Source organism: Flavobacterium sp. MR2016-29 (genome assembly GCF_015350695.1).
In the GTDB taxonomy this organism is placed as follows: Bacteria; Bacteroidota; Bacteroidia; order Flavobacteriales; family Flavobacteriaceae; genus Flavobacterium.
Genome location: NZ_JADKPU010000001.1, coordinates 1,268,584 through 1,287,947, shown reverse-complemented (window position 1 = coordinate 1,287,947; position 19,364 = coordinate 1,268,584). Strand labels below are relative to the sequence as shown.

Here is a 19,364-nt window from a genome sequence, read left to right as displayed (position 1 = left end):
AAAATTACGTTTAATAAAGGACAAAAAACGAAATTAGGTAATGAAATCGAACCACTTTTAGATTGAAGTGGTTCGATTTTTTAAGGCTTATTTATTCGTGATGAAAGTAACCGATGGAGCGTTTAAGGTCGCCGTTGGTAATCCGCCTATAATTCCTCTGCAATAAATGGTGTAAACCCTTCCCGCTCTAGGAATAAAAGCTGCACTAGCTGGTGAATTGGCAAGATTGGCAATTGTAGTTCCCGTAATTGTTCCTGGTACATTTGTTGGAGAACCAGCCACACGAACCTGCAATTGATATCCTCTTGTATCTTTTGGATCTTGTGGTTCAATCGCAATGTATTTCTCACTGCCACCTTTAAAGGTTACATTTCTGTAAGTATAAATTTCTTGTGTAGTCACAGGTGTTGCACCTGCAATTGACGTTTCTTTTATTAATCCTAAATCATAACCTGCAGGAACAGAATTACTGATGACATTTATAAAACGAATGTAAGCCTTAGTTTTGTCTAAATCGGCAACTGATAAATCATCATTTAACTGATAAACAGAATATACTGGAGGCGTAACAGACGGCGGCGTTGACAGCAAGAAACTGGTGTAATATTTTCCTGTTTCGGTAACTATATTTCCGTCAAAAATAGTAACTGCTGGCGTTGTAGGAGTTACAATTTTCAAAGGCTGTGTTCCAGGCTTCATTAAAACATAATTGATTGGAATTGGATATTGAGCACCATAACTCATACCAATAGGAACTCCAGTTGTAACGCCGACTGCTGATATTTTTTCTGTTCCTGTAAAGTAATTGATTTGAAAATTAGTTCCGTTTGGGCCAACTGCCGCATGAACAAATTTTACGTTAGAAGCATTTGCAATTCCATCCTTAGTCTGGTAAGGAGTTTGATCGTTCTCATCTCCGCAGGACGTAAACACAAGAAGTCCTAAAGCAGGAATGATTAACTTTTTAAAATGATTAAATATATTTTTCATCTGATTAGATTTTTAATTCATAAAAAATTACGGTTTAGAAAACCACATTTCGACAGTATGGTAATCTACTTTATCAGCTCCAATGGCTTTTAAAGCGTCAAAATTCCAAACATATTCGGAGTTAAATCTCGGGCGAACTCTGTAGGGTAACTTTCCATTGTTGTCAACAAATAAACCTCCGTTTGGGGCAAAAGTCATTGTTTTGTACACATTCGTATTATCATAATGATATTTACGCAAGTCTGTCCAAGTCTCTAACATTCCATAACCAAATAAGGCGACATATTTTTGAAGCATAATATGGCTGATAGTCAAGTTTGCAGCAGCTGGAACGATATTTACATCCGTTAAAAAGGCTGTTTTTTCAGCAGCTGTAATTGTTGAGGTAATAGGGAAAGTAGTACTTACAACCGTATTTGCATTTACAAAATCAATGTTAGCGTCAATTGCTTTTTTGTAAGCATCTAAAGCCATCGCTTTGTCTCCTTTTATAAAAGCAGCTTCAGCTTTAATAAATTGAATTTCAGAATAGGTCATTAAAGGAAAATTCGCTTTGTCTCTAAAAATATATCTTCCCGGAGTTGTAATAGTTCCTGCGGCATAGGTTCCGTAAATATTTGGGATTCGGCTTACGTTTGTAGCAACTGTTGAAGCTGTAGTATTCAGCGGATTTCCATTAAAAGTATATTTACTAGGATCTGGATTTGCAGCAGAAGCCGGAGCAGTTTCAGAAAGACCTACAGAAGGAGCTAAAACTCTAGAAATTCTAGGATCTTTAACGCCTCCAAAAATAGTTCCATCCATTGTTCTTACGGCGAAATCAGTTTGACGATATGTGCTGAAGTTGTTTCTTCCCGGACCGTAAAAATTGATATCGGCAGATACTGTTCCGTTGTATCTGATCAACGCATTGTCTGCATTAGAAGCAAGTGATTTATCGCAGTATTCAATTACTTTGTTAGGATCGTAAGAAGCTTTATTGATTTGATTATTTAAGTTTCTTGCTAAAACGCCGTACGCAAATTTGATCCATTTAGAACGGTCTCCTCCATACATTTTATCGCCTGCAGCCGTGTAAGTCTGCGACACATTTCCGTCTGTACGATTTAAGTCTATTAAGCCTTCATCTAACAAACGAACAACTTCTGCATATACTTTTTCTTGCGAAACATAATCAAAAGAAAGACGTTGTGTGAAAACCTGGTCAAAATCAATCAATTCTGAATGATAATCTGTTGCAACCTGCCAAGACCAAGCTCTGATTACTTTTGAGATTCCAGTAATATCATGACGTTGTTCTGCTGCAGCTTTTTCCTGCAGTTTGGTTAAATTTAAACCAATGGCAAAATACGCCATTTTCCAGATTTCGCCACCAGTATCACTGTTTGCCTGATAGCCAAAACGATCCCATTCGCTGCCCACTGCGCCAGTTGTAGCAATACTAAAATTTTGAATGTAACGTCCTAAACATCTGTTGTCAAATTGTAGCCCAACTGCCATTTGCTGTTCGATTGGCGGCATTAAAGCTGTTGCAGAAACATCAACAGGAAAACTTGGATTTACGTTTATATCTTCTAAATCGTTGCAAGAAATCATTGTGGTTACAAGACCTAATGCTGCTATATATGTTTTTATGTTTTTCATGGTCAATTAATTAAAGTCCGATTTTCAATCCTAAGTTCAAACCTCTTGGTGTAGAAACTACTCCAAAGTCAAAACCTGTTCCTCCAGCACCTCCAGTTGAAGCATTAGTTCCGTTAACCGAAGGATCTGCTCCAGTATAATTGGTAATAATGAAAACGTCGGTCATCGTTAAGTAAAGCGAAAGATTGTTTATGAATGTTTTTTTCAAGATTTCTGAAGGCATTTGATAGCTTAAAGTAATATCTCTCATTCGCAGCCAATTGATGTCTTTTTCGACAAAATCAGCATCAATAGCGCCAGTTCTGTAATATTCGTTTTGAACACTTGGTCTTACCGGAATATTATTTTGTGTCGGGGTAGCCGAATTTTCTAGACCATCTCTCAATACACCTTTTACAATTCTGGTTTGATCACGGTCTAATGTTTTAGTAGACAATCCGTTTTGATATAAATAGAATTCGGTTGCGTTGTAAATATCACCGCCTTTTCTAATGTCTAACAAGAAAGATAAAGCAAGGTTTTTGTATGTAAATGTATTTTGTAAACCCAACATAAAATCTGGATTTCGGTCTCCAATAATTTTAAAGTTTGGATCTTTTAAAGCAAATCCTGTATTGGGGTCAATTAAAGGTTCGCCGGCATTATTTCTTAAATAATCATTTCCAGTTAAAGTTGTCAGCGGATTTCCAACTGTTACCCCGCCGCGAACATTTCCGTAAAGCCAAGTATCTGAAACATAATATTCAGAAACTACAGAAGGAAGATTTAATAATTTCGAACGCGTTTTGCTGAAGTTCGCACTAACATTCCAAGAGAAATTATCTTTTTGAATTGGAGTTCCGTTTAAAGTAACCTCTAAACCTTGGTTTTGTAAATCTCCAAAGTTTGCAGAAGTTACAACGAATCCAGTTCCGTAGCTTAAACGCATATTTTTAAGAATAGGATCGATTGTTTTGGTGCTGTAAACCGCAACGTCTAATCCAACTCGGTTTTTAAAGAATTTTAATTCTGTACCTAATTCAAATGATTTACGGAATTCTGGTTTCAAATTCGGATTTGCACCGGTAACACCATACGCATAACCTCCATCGGTAGTCAATTGTGGATTAAAAACTGGTTCTGCAGAATAAGGCGAAGGAATATTTGCCGCTTCAGCATAAGAAGCTCTCAATTTACCGTAAGAAAGAATTTCTTTGTCTTTCAATCCGTTTAGGTTGGTAAAAACAAAACTCGTTGAAACAGAAGGATAGAAAAACGGATCTGGTAATACAGAAGTCCAGTCTTCACGTCCAGTTAAAGTTAAATAAACAATTTTGTCATAATCTAAACTCATCTCAGAAAAGAAACCAATGATTCTGCTTTGAATAATTCTCTCTTGTGATCTTTGCGTTGTAGCATCTGTATTATTGATCGAGTAGAAGTTAGGGTCAAAAAATCGGCTTCCTGTTGTAGATAATATTTTATAATCATTATCGTTAACCGAATTACCTACCATAAGTTTGGTATTGAATTTTCCGAAAGATTTTTTAGCTGTAACTAATAAAGTCGTGTTTAAATTACTTGTATTAGAATAGTAAGATTCAATATAACCGCCAGAAGAAATTCCCGCGGCAGATTCAGGATGAATGGCTCTGTAACCTTGAGCAGAATTTACATCCCAGCCCACACGTCCAGTCAAATTAAGCCAAGAATACGGATCGTAAACTAAGCCAACATTGGTTATAAAACGATTATTAAAATCTTCAGATAAATTTTTGTTTACCTCCCAATATGGATTATCGGTTTCAGTATCTAGTGCACCGCTTGTTATTTTTCGTCTTGTTCCGTCAGGATTAAGATAAACACTGGCATCATCATTTGCCGGCCAAGTTAATAATGAAAGCAGATAACCTGCATTTGTTACACCCGGAATCTGTACAGCAGATCCAGCTCCTTTTGCTGCTTTTTGATTGTCTGATTTTGTAAAATTAAAACTAGCCTCAGATCTTAATTTTGAAGATAATTTTGCAGTTGCATTCAAATTAGCAGTCAAACGGCTGTATCCAGTATTCGGAACAACACCTTCTTGCTCTAAGTTCGCAATAGACAAACGGTATGAAGTGGTTTCTGTACCAGCTTCAAACGACAAATTATGATTGGTTGAAACTCCAGTTTGAAAGAAATTTTCAACATTATTATAAAATTTAGTTCCCGGTTCGTAAGCTGTTCCAAATTGTCTTCTGTAATCTGGATTGTTTACGCCGTCAGAACCTCTTTGATATACTTTTTGAGTTTCTGGAAAACGGTATAAATTGTCGAATCTTGTATTGGTAGAGTAGGTAAGTCTGCCCACTCCTTTTTTGCCTTTTTTAGTCGTAATCACGATTGCACCGTTTCCAGCCTGCATTCCGTAAAGTGCAGCCGCTTCAGGGCCTTTTAAGATAACCACAGATTCGATATCGTCTGGGTTAATATCGGCACCTCTGTTGGTGTAATCCTGCGTTCTGTTAGGTGCATCAGAAATCGTTAAACCTTGGTTCATTGTTTCGTTGCTGACTGGTAATCCGTCAACAACATACAAAGGTGAGTTGCTGCCGCTAAGCGAATTTACACCTCTTAACTGAATCGCAGCAGAAGCTCCCGGAGCACCAGAAGTGCTGGTAACAGTCAAACCTGCAACACGGCCTTGAAGTGCAGTTGCAAAGTTCGGACGCTGTGTGTCTGCGATTTCTTTACCTTTTACTTCTTGTACAGCATATCCTAAAGAAGATTTGTTGCGCACAATTCCCATAGCACCTACAATAGTTACATTGTTTAAGGTTTGGGCACTTTCAGAAATAACGATTTTCAAATCGGTTCCGTTTACAATAACTTCTTTGGTGTTAAACCCGATATAAGAGACTAAAAGAATATCGCCTTGACGCGCTTTGATAGAGAAAGTTCCATCAGATCCCGTTGAGGTTTGATCTTTAGTGCCTTGAACGAGTATGTTCGCGCCTGGAAGCGTGTTGCCGCCGCCATCTGTTACCTTACCTTTTACTGTGGTGTTTTGGGAATAACCTGCGAGCATTCCAAAAAAGAAAAGTAGAAGAATTAAATACTTTTTTTTCATAAGGGTTAATTGTTTTGGTTAGAGACTTGAAATGTATAAATAATTTTTAAAAAAAATGCAACATTATGTGGTATTTATACAAATTCTATTCAATAATGCATAAAAACGCATAATTTCTTTTCAATTAATTGGTAATATGTAAATCGTAAAAAGTTTCATTTGGCACATTTTCATAACTGCGATGTTTTTCTAAATTTGTAAAAAAGAAGATCTTATGCTCAAAAAGGAAAGACAGCAATTTATTATGAATAAATTTCAACAGGCCGAAAGAATAAATACGATCGACTTAGCTTTAGAATTGAATATTTCTGAAGACACCATTCGCAGAGATTTTATTGAATTAAATGATAAAGGGCTAATAAATAAAGTGTATGGTGGTGCATTTTTAGCCAAAAACAATCATAAAAATGTTTTTGATATTACTATTGTAAATGAAGACAAGAAAATAAGGGTGGCTAAAAAAGCACTTTCTTTTTTGAGTGAAGGACAAGTAATTATCATGAGTGGCGGAACAACAAATTTGACTTTCTGCAAATTCATTCCGATAAATTTTACCGCTACAATTTATACTTATAGTCTCCCAATTGCCATGCAGTTATCGCAGCATCCTAATATAGAATTGATTTTTATTGGAGGAAAATTGCAAAAGCAGGCAATGGTAACCATTGGTATCGATGTGGTTCAGGTACTCTCTAAAATCAAGGCTGATATATGTTTTATGGGTGTCAGCAGTATCGATGTAAATCAAGGTCTTACCGAAATGGGTTACGAAGTTTCAGTAATTAAAAAAGAGATGATTAAAGCGTCAGACAAGGTAATAGCGCTTTTAACCTCTGAAAAAATGAACAGTAAAATGCCACATAAAGTTTGTGATCTTGACAAGCTTTACGCTGTTGTAACCGATCTAAATGTTGATAGTCCGAAAATTCAGAATTTTGTCGATTCTGGAATTAAAGTGTTGTAAGTTAGGTGTAAATGCATTTTTATGCGGTTTTTACTAATGTGATATATCTGACAAAAAAATAAAAACCTATTTCCTTTTCTATATATTTGCTTTCAAACCAGTTAAATTTTTAAGTTATGATTATAATTATAATCCTTGGTGTTTTTATAGCAATTGGCGTATTTATTTATAATTCTCTTATAGAAAAAAGAAATCACGTAACCAATGCTTATTCAGCTATTGATGTAATGTTGAAAAAACGTTTTGATTTGATTCCGAATCTTGTTGAGGTTGTCAAACAATACACTAATTATGAACAAAGTACTTTAACTAAAATTGTAGAACTTCGTGCAAAAGCAGGTTCAGGTTCGCTTACAGATGCTGAAAAAGCAAGTTTAGATACTGAATTAAGTACCGCGGTAAAAGGTTTAATGGTAACTGTTGAAAATTATCCAGATTTAAAAGCCAACACAAATTTCTTGAATTTGCAATCTACTTGGACAGAAAGCGAAGAACAAATTGCTGCTGCAAGAAGAACTTATAACGCTTCGGTTACGAGTTATAATAATGCTATCATGATGTTTCCTGGAAATATGTTTGCAGGCATGCTCAATTATGCTAAAATTGATGTGCTGGAAACACCAGAAGAAGAGCGTAAAAATATTAGTGCAAAAGAGCTTTTTAATAATTAATGGATTCAGAAATTACCCATAATACAGCCTTGCAAGAGGTTTTGAATACATTAGAAGTTGATCGTAAAAAAATAGCAGATACCCACACAACCTGCTACATATTATTTGGTCTTGCGGTTGTAATCTTAATTGTTGGTCTGCTGCTCAGCTTTCCGGTTTTAGGAATTATAGGCGGTTTAGTGTCTGCACTTATAGGGATTATCATGTATTACATGATTGATGACGATGTTGTACAATACAAAACGACTTATAAAACAAATGTTGTTGCATCGGCATTAAAAGGAATAAACGAAACTTTAACGATTACGCCTCAAAGCGGACTTCCAGAATATGAATTTATAAGTTCTGAACTTTTTACAACCGATCCGGATCGCTATAAAACCCAAGATTTAGTAAGCGGAAAAGCAGATAAAACTTCTTTTTGGTTTGCCGAAGTTCACGCCGAATACAAAACGGAAACGCGCACTAAAAACGGAACGCGCACAGAATGGCATACGATTTTTAAAGGAATTGTTTTTGTGGCCGATTTTAATAAAAACTTTGAAGTTTCGACAGTTGTTCGCCCAAAAGGTGTAGGCGCAGCAATTGGCGCGTGGTTTTCTAAAAACGTTTTCAGTTTTGGAAATACCGAAGTTATTCAACTAGAAAACACCATTTTTGATGATATTTTTGTTACGTATTCCAAAAACCAAATCGAAGCGAGATACATTTTAACGCCCGCCATGATGGAAAGAATTCTGGATTTAAACAACAAATCAGAAGATACCATTTCGCTCTCGTTTATAAATTCTAAAATGTATGTTGCTTTTCCGTTAAGCACCAATTACTTTGAACCGCCAATTCATTCTTCGCTTTTAGTTCCAGATTTGCTTACAGACGATCTTTCGATAGTTCAGTTCATGCATGATATTGTTCATGAACTGGATTTGAATACTAGGATTTGGGGAAAGGAGTAGAAATTATATTTTAAACTTAAAATAAAAAAATACATGAAAATAACGCGCTTTTTCTTTGTTATGACTTTTTTAGCTACAATAAATATATCTGCTCAAGAGCAAGTAGAGCGAATAATAAATGAAGTAGAGTTTAAATCGGATAAGATTCTTTTAGAAAAGAAAGAGGCTTTTAATTATAGAAAAGATGGAAACCATTTCTTAGTTTTAGATTTAAACAATAATGAATTAATTATTGGAGATATTACTTCTCTTGGCGATGGTAAATTTAGTAGTGTAATTACATTTGTTGCAGAAAACAAGAAGTTTTCAAATGCAAAAATTATTGGCAGATCAGACCTGTTTTTTGCCATGTTAAATAATAATGTTATTACTAAGGAGTTTAAAATTGATCCTGAAAAACTAGATCTGTTTTTTGCAAAATATAATGAGTTGAAAAATTAGTTTATCAAATTTTACATTTTTAGTTTCAAAACCAATAAAACTTCTTTTAAAAAAGTGTCTCCTAGCCTTGATGGTTCCGAAGTGTCGGGAGGAAAATCCTTTTGTTGTGTGGTTCACAACAAAAGATTTCGAAGGACACAAGGAACAGCTTCTGAAAATCCCAATAAATAAATCCCAATTTTTTACATTTTCAAAGCCTTCTCCCGATCCCGAAACTTCGGGAGGATATGCTCAGGATGACAATCGTAAAAAAAAAAACCTTCCAACCTTTGTCCCTTTGCATCTTTGAACCTTAAAAAAATAACTATTTTTGTGAAATCATATTCAGCAAAAATGTCAATACTTAAGGATTTAGAACAATTAGCAGTATCATTAGAAGGAACACTTTTATACGATGATCTTCATAAAACACTTTATTCGACCGATGCTTCGGTATACAGGATCAAACCAAAAGCGGTTGCCGTGCCTAAAACTATAGCAGATATTAGTAAACTGATTCGGTTTGCGTCGCAGCATCATATTTCGATTACGCCAAGAACTGCCGGAACTTCTTTGGCCGGACAAACCGTTGGCGACGGAATTGTGGTAGATGTTTCGAAAAACTTTACTAAAATCCTGAATTTCGACGCGATTAAAAAAACAGTTACGGTACAGCCCGGCGTGATTCGCGACGAACTGAATTTATTTCTGAAACCTCACGGTGTGTTTTTCGGACCAAATACTTCGACTTCAAACCGCTGTATGATTGGCGGAATGGTAGGGAATAATTCTTCTGGAACCACGTCGATTCGTTATGGTGTTACGCGCGATAAAATTGTAGAAATAAAAGCAATTTTAAGCGACGGTTCTGAAGCGGTTTTTAAGGAACTGACTTCGGCTGAATTTATAGAAAAAACCAAGGGCGATTCTTTAGAAAATAAAATATACAAAAGCCTTTACAACGAACTTTCGGTAAAAGCTACCCAGGATGAAATTATAAAAGAGTTTCCGAAACCGGAAATTCACAGAAGAAATACAGGTTATGCCGTCGATATTCTGTTGAAATCAGATTTGTTTGGCGGAACGGAACCCACAATTAACGTCGGAAAATTACTTTGCGGAAGCGAAGGAACTTTGGCTTTTACAACCGAAATTACCTTAAAAGTTGACGATTTGCCACCAGCTCATAATATTATGGTTGTAGCGCATTATCATAGCATTCAGGAATCGCTAGAATCTGTTGTAGTCGCAATGAAACATCATTTGTACACTTGCGAAATGATCGACGACACGATTTTAGATTGTACTAAAACCAATCGGGAACACATAAAAAACAGATTCTTTTTGGTTGGCGAACCAAAAGCGATTATGATGTTTGAGGTTGCTTCGCATGATTTAGCCGATGCTGAAAGTCAAGCAAATGCCTTGGTTGCGGATTTAGAAAAAAACAACTTTGGTTATGCGCTCGTAAAAATTTACGGAGCTGATATTGAAAAAGTAAACGAACTTAGAAAAGCCGGTCTCGGACTTTTAGGAAGTATTGTTGGCGACGACAAAGCAGCTGATTCTATTGAAGATACAGCAGTAGAATTGAGCGATTTACCGGCTTATATTGCAGAGTTTTCGGCAATGATGTTACGCCACGGGCAAAGTGCGATTTACTATGCGCATGCGGGCGCGGGAGAACTGCATTTGCGTCCGGTTTTGAATTTGAAAAAAACTTCTGATTTAAAATTGTTTAGAACCATCGCTACTGATGTGGCAATTTTGGTAAAGAAATATAGAGGTTCGTTAAGCGGGGAACACGGCGACGGAATTGTGCGCGGTGAGTTTATTCCGTTTATGATTGGCGAAACGAATTACGAATTGCTGAAAAGAATCAAATTGGCGTTTGACCCGAATTCGGTTTTGAATATCGGGAAGATTGTAAACGCCTTAAAAATGGACGAAAATCATCGAGTAATTTCGGGCAGAGTAGAACCAGATATTAAAACGTTTCAGGATTTCTCAGACAGTTTAGGAATTTTGCGTGCTGCTGAAAAATGCAACGGATCCGGTGATTGCAGAAAATTGCCATCGGCAGGCGGAGCGATGTGTCCGAGTTACCGTGCAACCAAAAACGAAAAAGAAACTACGCGTGCAAGAGCCAATGCGTTGCGAGAATATTTAACGTATTCTGAAAAAGAAAATAAATTTGACCAAAAAGAATTATACGAAGTTTTTGAGTTGTGTGTAAGCTGTAAAGCCTGCGCCAGTGAATGTCCAAGTAATGTGGATGTTGCAACTTTAAAAGCCGAATTTCTCTACCAATATCAAAAAGCAAACGGTTTCTCAACCCGAAATAAGATTTTTGCACACAACGCAAAACTGAATAAAATGGGAAGCTTGTTTCCGTCTATTACCAATTTTATTTCGAATCAGTCGCTCGTTAAAAAAAGCATGGGAATTGCACCAGAAAGACAAGTGCCGTTATTGGCAAAAAAGACTTTCAAAAAATGGTATGAAAATCAGAAACCACAAAACAACAATTTCCCGAACGGACAAGTGTATTTGTTTAACGATGAATTCACGAATTATTACGACGTAAATATCGGAATTGACGCTTTTGAATTATTGACAAAATTAGGTTACGAAGTTTTAATTGTAGATCACGAAGAAAGTGGCAGAACCTATTTATCAAAAGGATTTCTAGAAGAAGCAAAAAAAATCGCCAATATCAATGTCAATATTTTTGTAGCTTTAATTTCCGCGAAAGCGCCATTAATCGGAATCGAGCCTTCTGCAATCCTGACTTTCAGAGATGAATATTTACGTTTGGCAGATGATAAGGAAGCGGCTGAAAAAGTAGCGCAAAGTGCCTTTACAATAGAAGAATTCTTCAAAAAAGAAATCATCGACGGGAAAATCAAACCTGATGCTTTTTCAGAAGAAAAGAAAGAAATCAAAATTCATGGGCACTGCCATCAAAAATCGTTAAGTTCTGTCGAAGCAACTTTTGCAATGCTGAATTTACCAACCAATAATACAGTTACAATTTACAATTCAGGCTGTTGCGGAATGGCAGGATCATTTGGCTATGAAAAAGAACATTATCAGGTAAGCATGCAAATGGGAGAGGATACTTTATTTCCAAAAGTGCGTGCCACTTCAGAAAATGTGAAAATCGCGGCTGCAGGAACCAGTTGCCGTCATCAAATTTTTGACGGAACAAAACGTGAAGCCCAGCATCCGGTTAGTATTTTGAGGAATTGCCTGAAATGATTTTTTGTTTCACGCAGATTTGGCAGATTTTAGCAGATTTATTTAAATTTAGAAATAAATAAATCTGCTCGCATCTGCTTAAATCTTTTTTAAATCTGCGTGAAATGAAAATTTTAAAAATGTGTGTAAATCATTCTAATAGCTATAAAAAAACTATTACACTATAATTTTCTTGCCGGTTTCTGCAGCCTTATAAATCGCATTTATTACTTTAATATCTTTCAGCCCTTCTTCTCCAGTAATATGATTGGGCAGTTTTTTATTTTCTAATAGTATTTTCGCAATTTCATCCATTTGCGTTTGCTGTTGATTTATAACAGGAAATTTTAAAGGGCCATTTGTAGATTTTCCTTGAAACGGACCATAACTCAAAGCCGGACTTAATTCAAAAGAACCTTCATCCGCGGAAGCGTAAAATCGATCCGTATTAAAATTCACAGAAGTCGTACAATTTGATACGGCACCGCTCGGAAATTCCATCTGCCAGGAAATACTTTCCTCTGTTTCAGAAAAAATTTGTTCGTTATACACTTTGCCCAATTGTGCCGTAACAGCAATTGGCTCTTCGCCCAAAACGTAACGGCTAGCCTGAATGCAATAAACTCCTAAATCCATTAACGGACCGCCTCCAGATAACTTTTTGTTAAGCCTCCATTCATTTCGGTCGTTTTTATTGATAGTACTTTTAGTATCAAGAGGATCATGTATTTTGTAACCAAGAGAAGCTTCAATAAAACGGACTTGTCCAAAAACTTTTTCTTGGCCTAATCGCTTAATTTCTAAATGAGTTGGTTCATAATGCAAACGATAACCAATCGCTAATTGCACATTATTGTCTTCGCAGGCTTTTATCATTTCTTCGCAGTCTTTCACAGTTATGGTCATTGGTTTTTCGGTAATAACATGTTTTCCAGCTTTTGCTGAACGAATAGTAAATTCCTTATGCAAACCATTTGGAACGACAACATAAACCAAGTCTATATCTTTGTTTTTTACAATCTCGTCGAAGTTTTGATAATTATAAATGTTCTTTTCGGGTATGTTATATTGGGTTTTCCATTTTTCAGCTTTTGCAGGAGTGCCTGTAACTATTCCTGCAAGCTGACAATATTCAGAAGCTTGAATTCCTTCTGCTAACATAGAGGCGTAATTGCCAAGACCGCAAAGCGCGATATTCAATTTTTTTCCGGTATAAGGAATTTTATTCTCTTCGGTTGCCGATAAAAAAGAAGGAAGAGTAGTAATAATAACCGAAGCACCAACCCCAACTCCAAATTTATTCACAAAGGATCTTCTTGTAATTTTTTCCATATCGTTTATCTTTTAAGTTAAATATCAATTTATTAGTAAGCTCTTTTTGATAAATGTTACATTTGTGTTTGTTTTAAATGTATTATGCTGAAAAGATGGCAAGCTGATGAGGCGGAGTTGGGTAGATTGATTCTGACTTTTTTGTTTATCGCAGATTTTGCAGATTCTTTTTTTTGATATTGTATGAATTTTGTTTTTTTTACTAGTGGCGGAGAAAAATCTGCTCAATCTGCCGAATCTGCGTGAGAAATAATTCCTGCGATTGGCAAAAAAATTTTGCGGAAATTCGAGAAATTCGAGACAAAAACACTTCTTGTCCTAGTGGCTTCACAGCAAAAAATAATTCCCATTAAAACAAAATGGTTTTATATATTTGAAATCAGGATAATTTTTGCATTATTTGCAAAATAAAACCACAAAGTCCTAAATATATTAATTTATAAAAGCAAAACCACATATGGCATTATCAGGTTTATTCCGAAAAAAAACGGTACAAGATATTCTGAAGCAAGTTGCAAAGAACGAAGCAGATGGTCATAATGCATTAGGAAAGCATTTAACAACCAGAGATTTAACAGCTTTTGGAATCGCAGCAATTGTAGGTGCAGGAATTTTTAGTACGATCGGAAAAGCAAGTGCCGACGGTGGACCAGCCGTAATCTTTCTGTTTTTATTTACTGCACTAGCGTGTAGTTTTGCAGCTTTTGCTTATGCCGAATTTGCCTCAATGGTTCCCGTTTCCGGAAGTGCTTATACGTATTCTTATGTCGCTTTTGGAGAAATTATCGCTTGGATAATTGGCTGGGCCTTGATTATGGAATATGCTGTTGGAAATATAACCGTGGCAATTTCATGGAGTGATTATTTTACAGGACTGCTCCAGAGCGGCGGAATTCATTTACCGCAATGGATTCAGATGGATTATTTAACTGCTTCAAACGGATTTAAAGATGCAACTGCTTTAATGCAGGGCGGAAAAACATACGAAAACTTAGGTGCAGGATTACAGGCAGCATATACGGCTTGGACAACAGCGCCAACGATTGGCTCTTTTCACTTTGTGGCTGATTTACCAGCTCTTTTTATTATTGTTTTAATTACAGCATTGGTTTACAGAGGAATGAAAGAATCTCGTAATGCGAGTAATATAATGGTTGTTGTAAAACTTTGTATCGTGCTTTTAGTAATCGCAGTTGGAATATTTTATGTAGATACAGCCAATTGGGATCCGTTTGCACCAAATGGAGTTAGCGGTGTCTTAAAAGGAGTGTCAGCTGTTTTCTTTGCTTATATAGGTTTTGATGCGATTTCGACTACTGCTGAAGAATGTAAAAATCCACAGCGAGATTTGCCGCGCGGTATGATGTGGGCAATTATAATTTGTACACTTTTATATATTGCAATTGCCTTGGTTTTAACCGGAATGGTGCGTTATAACGAATTGAATGTTGGAGATCCTTTAGCGTTTGTTTTCGATAAATTAAACCTAAAATGGATGTCTGGAATTATTGCAGTAAGTGCTGTAATTGCAATGGCGAGTGTTTTATTGGTTTTCCAAATGGGACAGCCTCGTATCTGGATGAGCATGAGCCGTGATGGTTTATTGCCAAAGAAATTCTCTACGGTTCACCCAAAATTCAAAACACCTTCTTTCGCTACAATTGTAACCGGTTTTGTGGTTGCGATTCCCGCTTTATTCTTGAACTTGACAATGGTAACGGATCTGTGCAGTATTGGGACTTTATTTGCCTTTGTATTAGTTTGTGCAGGAGTTTTAGTGCTGCAGAATAAACCTGAAATTCCAAGAGGAAAATTCAAAACGCCTTATGTCAATTCAAAATATATATTGCCAGTTTTAATGATTGCCGGATTGTATTATGCTTTTGCTTTCAACAATAAAGCAACAATGGCTTTTATAAATAACGAAGCACAGACAAATGATGCTACGACAATTATTACTTCTTTAGATAAAGAAGAATCTGCAAAAGTTTTCAATTATTTAGAAAGTATTGACGTAAAAAATAAAACTGCCGAAACTTCAGATTTAGAGCATTTATTAAGCCAATATCAAGATGATGACACTAAATATGCCGAAGTTGTAAAAGGTTTGCCAATCAATGACTCACTAAAATACGAATCAGGTTTCAGCTTGTTCAAACACAAAATTCCGATGTGGATTTTCTTATTTGTTTTAGTTGGATTAGCGGTTTGGGCTTTCAGAAAAAATCTTTCTCTAATTCCGCTTTTAGGATTAATTTGCTGTCTATACATGATGGCGGAATTAAGCGTTTGGAACTGGATTTATTTTACCATCTGGTTATTAATCGGACTATTGATTTACTTTACTTATAGCAGAAAAAATAGTAAACTAAATACTCAAGTTGTGAGTTAGAAGTAAAAGGTTATATGTGAAAAGCCGTTCTGAGAATAATCTCAGAGCGGCTTTTTTATTTTTAATGTTTATAGAAATATTCTTATGTTTTAAAAACACTTTTCCTTAAGTTTGTTTCAGAAAAATTTTAGATTTAATTTATAATACATGGGCTTTCTTGATAAAATATTGGGTAAAAAGGAATCTCCAATACAATCCTACAGTGATTTTTGGAATTGGTTTTTGAAAAACGAAAAAGAGTTTTTTAAGATTGTTCAAAACGGAAAAAATATACATAAAGATTTTTTTAATAGACTGGGACCAAAACTAGACGAAATTCACGATGGAATTTATTTTCTCACTGGAATGTTTAATGATCAAACAGCCGAACTTATTCTAACACCTGATGGAGCCATTAAAAATATTTATGTAATAGAAGAGTTAGTCAATACTGCTCCAAAAATGGAAGGCTGGAAATTTACTGCTCTTAAACCAGCATCAGCTATTACAGATGTTGGAATAAATTATGAGAATTTTGAATTTAATAAAGATAATTTAAAATTCTATCCTAACATTCATACCGGTTATCCTGATGAAATTGATTTAACCATTGTTTACAACCATTTCACAGAAGATAAAAAACAATTGGTGACAAATGGAGTTTATATTTTTCTGGATAATTTTCTAGGTGAACTACATTCTGTTACTTTAATTGATAATATGAAGGTAGTGGGGCTAAATGAAACCTCTGAAGAATTAATTCCGATTGAAAAATTGAAAGATTATTTAATTTGGAGAGAAAAAGAATTTGTCGAAAAATACGAAGGCACTAGACATAATACTGATACTGATAATTATTCAAGTTACGAGGCCACTACAAAAGATGGAGGAGTTGTTATTGCAATATTAAATACAGATCTTTTAAAATGGGATAAAAAAGCGTCTCATCCGTGGGTATTTATTGTTACGATTCCGTTTGATGGAAATAATAATAATGGAATGCCAGATAACGAAGCCTATCAATTATTAAATGAAATTGAAGATGAAATAGGATTGGATCTTAAAGATTTGGAAGGTTATTTAAATATAGGAAGAGAAACTGCAGACAGCAAAAGGGAAATCTTTTTCGCTTGTAAAGACTTCAGAAAACCATCAAAAACAGCAGATCAATTAATTAAAAAATACAGCGGTTCTTTGGAGATAAGTTATGAAATCTACAAAGACAAATACTGGCAGTCTTTTAGGCATTTTGAGCAAAATTAAATTATAGAAACCGTTCTGAGATTAACCAGAACGGTTTTTTTATTTTGTCACAGATTGAAATGATAAAAAAATTTTGTCTCTCGCAGATTTAGCCGATCTTTAAAAAAATAATCTGCATTATCTGCTAAATCTGCGAGAGAAACAAAAACTCTTAGTGATTCTCTGCGAAAGCTCTCTGTGAATCTCCGTGAAATGAACCCTTTAAAACCTCAAGTTCCACCATACAAGCCTTCATCATCTCATAAGTACGCTGAATATCATTATCCAAACCAATAGAAAAACGAATCAAGCCATCTGTTAACCCCATTTCTTTTTGTTCTTCCAACGGAATTTCACTAGAAGTTGACGTCCCAGGCGCACTGAATAACGTTTTATAAAAACCTAGACTTACTGCTAAATAACCTAAGTTTCTCGCTTGCATTAACTCCATTAATTCATTGGCTTTCGCCAAAGTGCCAACGTCAATCGTCAGCATTCCTCCAAAACCATATTCTGGATTAATCATCGTTTTATACAATTCATGACTCGGATGGCTTTTCAATCCTGGATAAACCGTTTTTAAGCCATCTTTCTCAAATTGATCCGCCAAATAATGCGCATTATGACTGTGCTGTTTAATTCGGATGTGAAGCGTGCGAAGATTTTTCATCACACTTGCAGATCGTAAACTATCCATCGTTGGACCTAAAAGCATACTCGCACCAGAATTTACATTTTTCAGGGAATTAATAAATTCTTTAGACGCACAAGTCACACCTCCGACAGTATCGCTGCTTCCGTTAATGTATTTTGTCAAACTATGAATGACAATATCAGCACCTAATTTTGCGGGAGAAACAGATAAGGGTGAAAATGTATTATCAACAACCAATTTCAAATTATGTTTTTTAGCGATTTTAGACAGACCTGCAATATCAGCCACTTCCAATAATGGATTACTCACCGTTTCGCAATACAAAACTTTAGTTTTTGGCGTAATGGCTGCTTCCACAACATCCAATTTCGTAATATCAACAAACGTAGTTTCAATTCCGAATCTTGGTGTAAAGTTTTTTAGGAAAGCGTATGTTCCGCCATAAATAGTTCGACTCGACACAATGTGATCGCCCGCGCCACACAACTGCAATAGAGTAGGCGTAATCGCACCCATTCCCGAAGCCGAAACATTAGCCGTTTCTGTTCCCTCCATTGCAGCCAAAGCCTGATCTAAATACAAATTACTGGGTGAGGAATGACGCGAATACAAATAACAGCCTTCCATATTGCCTTCAAAAGTGTCAAACATGGTTTTAGCCGAAAGAAAAGTATAAGTCGAAGAATCAGAAATCGACGGATTCACACCGCCAAATTCACCAAAGTATTGCAAATCCTGAATTTTATCTGCTGGGTTAAAGTTTTTCATATGTTTAGTTTTTTGTTTGTTTCAAGTTTCAGGTTTCAAGTTGAGAGCGAGTAAGCTCATTTTTAAGAAATTCTATTCAAAATAAGGTTTAATTAGAAAATTAATCAATTATAAATTATATAATTAGATTTTAAAACTATAAAAATGTATTTACTATGATTTTTTATCTAATTTTGGCATTAAAGATCTAGTTCAATAGATTTTCTTTCTATTCAAAAAAGACAATAAATGTTAACCAGAGGATGAGATTGTTTCGTTCCTCGCAATGACGTAAATATGACTCTTGATGCCATCGATAAAAAACTCCTTGTTTTACTTCAAACCGACAGTAAAAAAACAACCAAAGAATTATCTTTAAAACTCAATCTTTCTGTAACCGCAGCTTACGAACGAATAAAAAAACTAGAACGAGAAGGGATCATTAAAAACTATGTGGCACTAGTCGATAAATCCAAAATCGAAAAGGGGTTTGTGGTTTTCTGTCATCTAAAATTAATTCAGCATACCAAAGAATTCCTAACAAAATTCGAAAGCGAAGTCATTAAGCTAAACGAAGTTTTAGAATGCCATCATGTAAGCGGCGATTACGACTATATCTTGAAAGTTTTAGTAAAAGATATGGAAGCGTATAGAGAATTTTTGGTTACCAAATTGACTTCGCTTCAACATATTGGCAGTACGCAAAGTATGTTTATGATTAGTGAGGTGAAGAATTCGACGGTGATTTCTTTTTAGGAGGTTCAAAGGTTCAAAGAAACAAAGGTTCAAAGGTTTTAAAAAAAGATAGACTATGATTCTAAGTTACTAAGGTTCTAAGTTTTTAATCTCGCAAAGTCGCAAAGACGCAAAGCTACTTTGAATTGCCTCCAGCTTTAGCTGGAGGAATTAAGATTTGATATAGAAAAGGCTTTAGCCAAAAAGCAAAGTTTGGCTAAAGCCTAAGAGTTTGTAATTTTTTTCTCATCCAGCTAAAGCTGGATGCAATTCATTTTAATTTTAAAAAAAACTTTGCGTCCCGAG

At 35.4% G+C, this 19,364-nt stretch carries 13 protein-coding genes; 8 read left to right on the top strand and 5 right to left on the bottom strand.

The annotated features are described in order from the left end of the window. Positions 1 to 87: 87 nt before the first annotated feature. Genes IR010_RS05770 through IR010_RS05760 form a run of 3 tightly spaced genes read right to left on the bottom strand, consistent with a single transcriptional unit; the run spans position 88 to position 5,725 of the window. On the bottom strand, positions 88 to 990 hold the full coding sequence (locus tag IR010_RS05770) for a hypothetical protein (protein ID WP_194602368.1): 903 nt from the start codon (positions 988 to 990) through the stop codon (positions 88 to 90). Between the two features lie 27 nt (positions 991 to 1,017). After that, positions 1,018 to 2,634, bottom strand: a complete 1,617-nt coding sequence (locus tag IR010_RS05765; protein WP_194602365.1) for a SusD/RagB family nutrient-binding outer membrane lipoprotein — start codon at positions 2,632 to 2,634, stop codon at positions 1,018 to 1,020. 10 nt (positions 2,635 to 2,644) lie between these two features. Further along, a complete protein-coding gene (locus IR010_RS05760) occupies positions 2,645 to 5,725 on the bottom strand; it encodes a SusC/RagA family TonB-linked outer membrane protein (RefSeq protein WP_029268566.1) in 3,081 nt (1,026 codons plus the stop codon). A 214-nt stretch (positions 5,726 to 5,939) separates the two neighbouring features. Here IR010_RS05760 and IR010_RS05755 point away from each other — a divergent pair, with 214 nt between their 5' ends. From IR010_RS05755 to IR010_RS05735, 5 genes are all read left to right on the top strand, one after another. Beyond that, entirely contained in the window at positions 5,940 to 6,689 is a 750-nt protein-coding gene (locus IR010_RS05755; protein WP_194602362.1) for a DeoR/GlpR family DNA-binding transcription regulator, read from the top strand. 116 nt (positions 6,690 to 6,805) lie between these two features. After that, positions 6,806 to 7,360 (top strand): LemA family protein, encoded by a 555-nt coding sequence (locus tag IR010_RS05750; protein ID WP_194602359.1) that lies wholly within the window; start codon positions 6,806 to 6,808, stop codon positions 7,358 to 7,360. Beyond that, positions 7,360 to 8,316 (top strand): DUF3137 domain-containing protein, encoded by a 957-nt coding sequence (locus IR010_RS05745; RefSeq protein ID WP_194602356.1) that lies wholly within the window; start codon positions 7,360 to 7,362, stop codon positions 8,314 to 8,316. The genes IR010_RS05750 and IR010_RS05745 overlap by 1 nt, the downstream gene beginning before the upstream one ends. 33 nt (positions 8,317 to 8,349) lie before the next feature. Further along, a complete protein-coding gene (locus IR010_RS05740) occupies positions 8,350 to 8,757 on the top strand; it encodes a hypothetical protein (RefSeq protein WP_194602353.1) in 408 nt (135 codons plus the stop codon). Between the two features lie 333 nt (positions 8,758 to 9,090). Continuing rightward, the gene (locus IR010_RS05735) at positions 9,091 to 11,997 is read left to right on the top strand and encodes an FAD-binding and (Fe-S)-binding domain-containing protein (protein ID WP_194602349.1); all 2,907 of its coding nucleotides are present in this window, start codon (positions 9,091 to 9,093) and stop codon (positions 11,995 to 11,997) included. Between the two features lie 156 nt (positions 11,998 to 12,153). On the opposite strand, the gene IR010_RS05730 is transcribed toward IR010_RS05735, so the two are convergent. Beyond that, complete coding sequence (locus tag IR010_RS05730; RefSeq protein ID WP_194602346.1) at positions 12,154 to 13,308, bottom strand: Gfo/Idh/MocA family protein; 1,155 nt, start codon at positions 13,306 to 13,308, stop codon at positions 12,154 to 12,156. Between the two features lie 457 nt (positions 13,309 to 13,765). Between IR010_RS05730 and IR010_RS05725 the strand changes: the two genes are divergently transcribed. Continuing rightward, entirely contained in the window at positions 13,766 to 15,700 is a 1,935-nt protein-coding gene (locus IR010_RS05725) for an amino acid permease (RefSeq protein ID WP_194602341.1), read from the top strand. A 147-nt stretch (positions 15,701 to 15,847) separates the two neighbouring features. Then, positions 15,848 to 16,942 carry a DUF695 domain-containing protein gene (locus IR010_RS05720; RefSeq protein WP_194602338.1) on the top strand — a complete coding sequence of 365 codons (1,095 nt, stop codon included), beginning with the start codon at positions 15,848 to 15,850 and terminating at the stop codon, positions 16,940 to 16,942. Between the two features lie 151 nt (positions 16,943 to 17,093). Here the strand turns inward: IR010_RS05720 and IR010_RS05715 are convergent, their stop codons facing one another. Beyond that, positions 17,094 to 18,344 (bottom strand): aminotransferase class I/II-fold pyridoxal phosphate-dependent enzyme, encoded by a 1,251-nt coding sequence (locus IR010_RS05715; protein ID WP_194602336.1) that lies wholly within the window; start codon positions 18,342 to 18,344, stop codon positions 17,094 to 17,096. A gap of 276 nt (positions 18,345 to 18,620) precedes the next feature. Between IR010_RS05715 and IR010_RS05710 the strand changes: the two genes are divergently transcribed. Beyond that, positions 18,621 to 19,079, top strand: a complete 459-nt coding sequence (locus IR010_RS05710) for an Lrp/AsnC family transcriptional regulator (protein ID WP_194602333.1) — start codon at positions 18,621 to 18,623, stop codon at positions 19,077 to 19,079. Positions 19,080 to 19,364 lie beyond the last annotated feature (285 nt).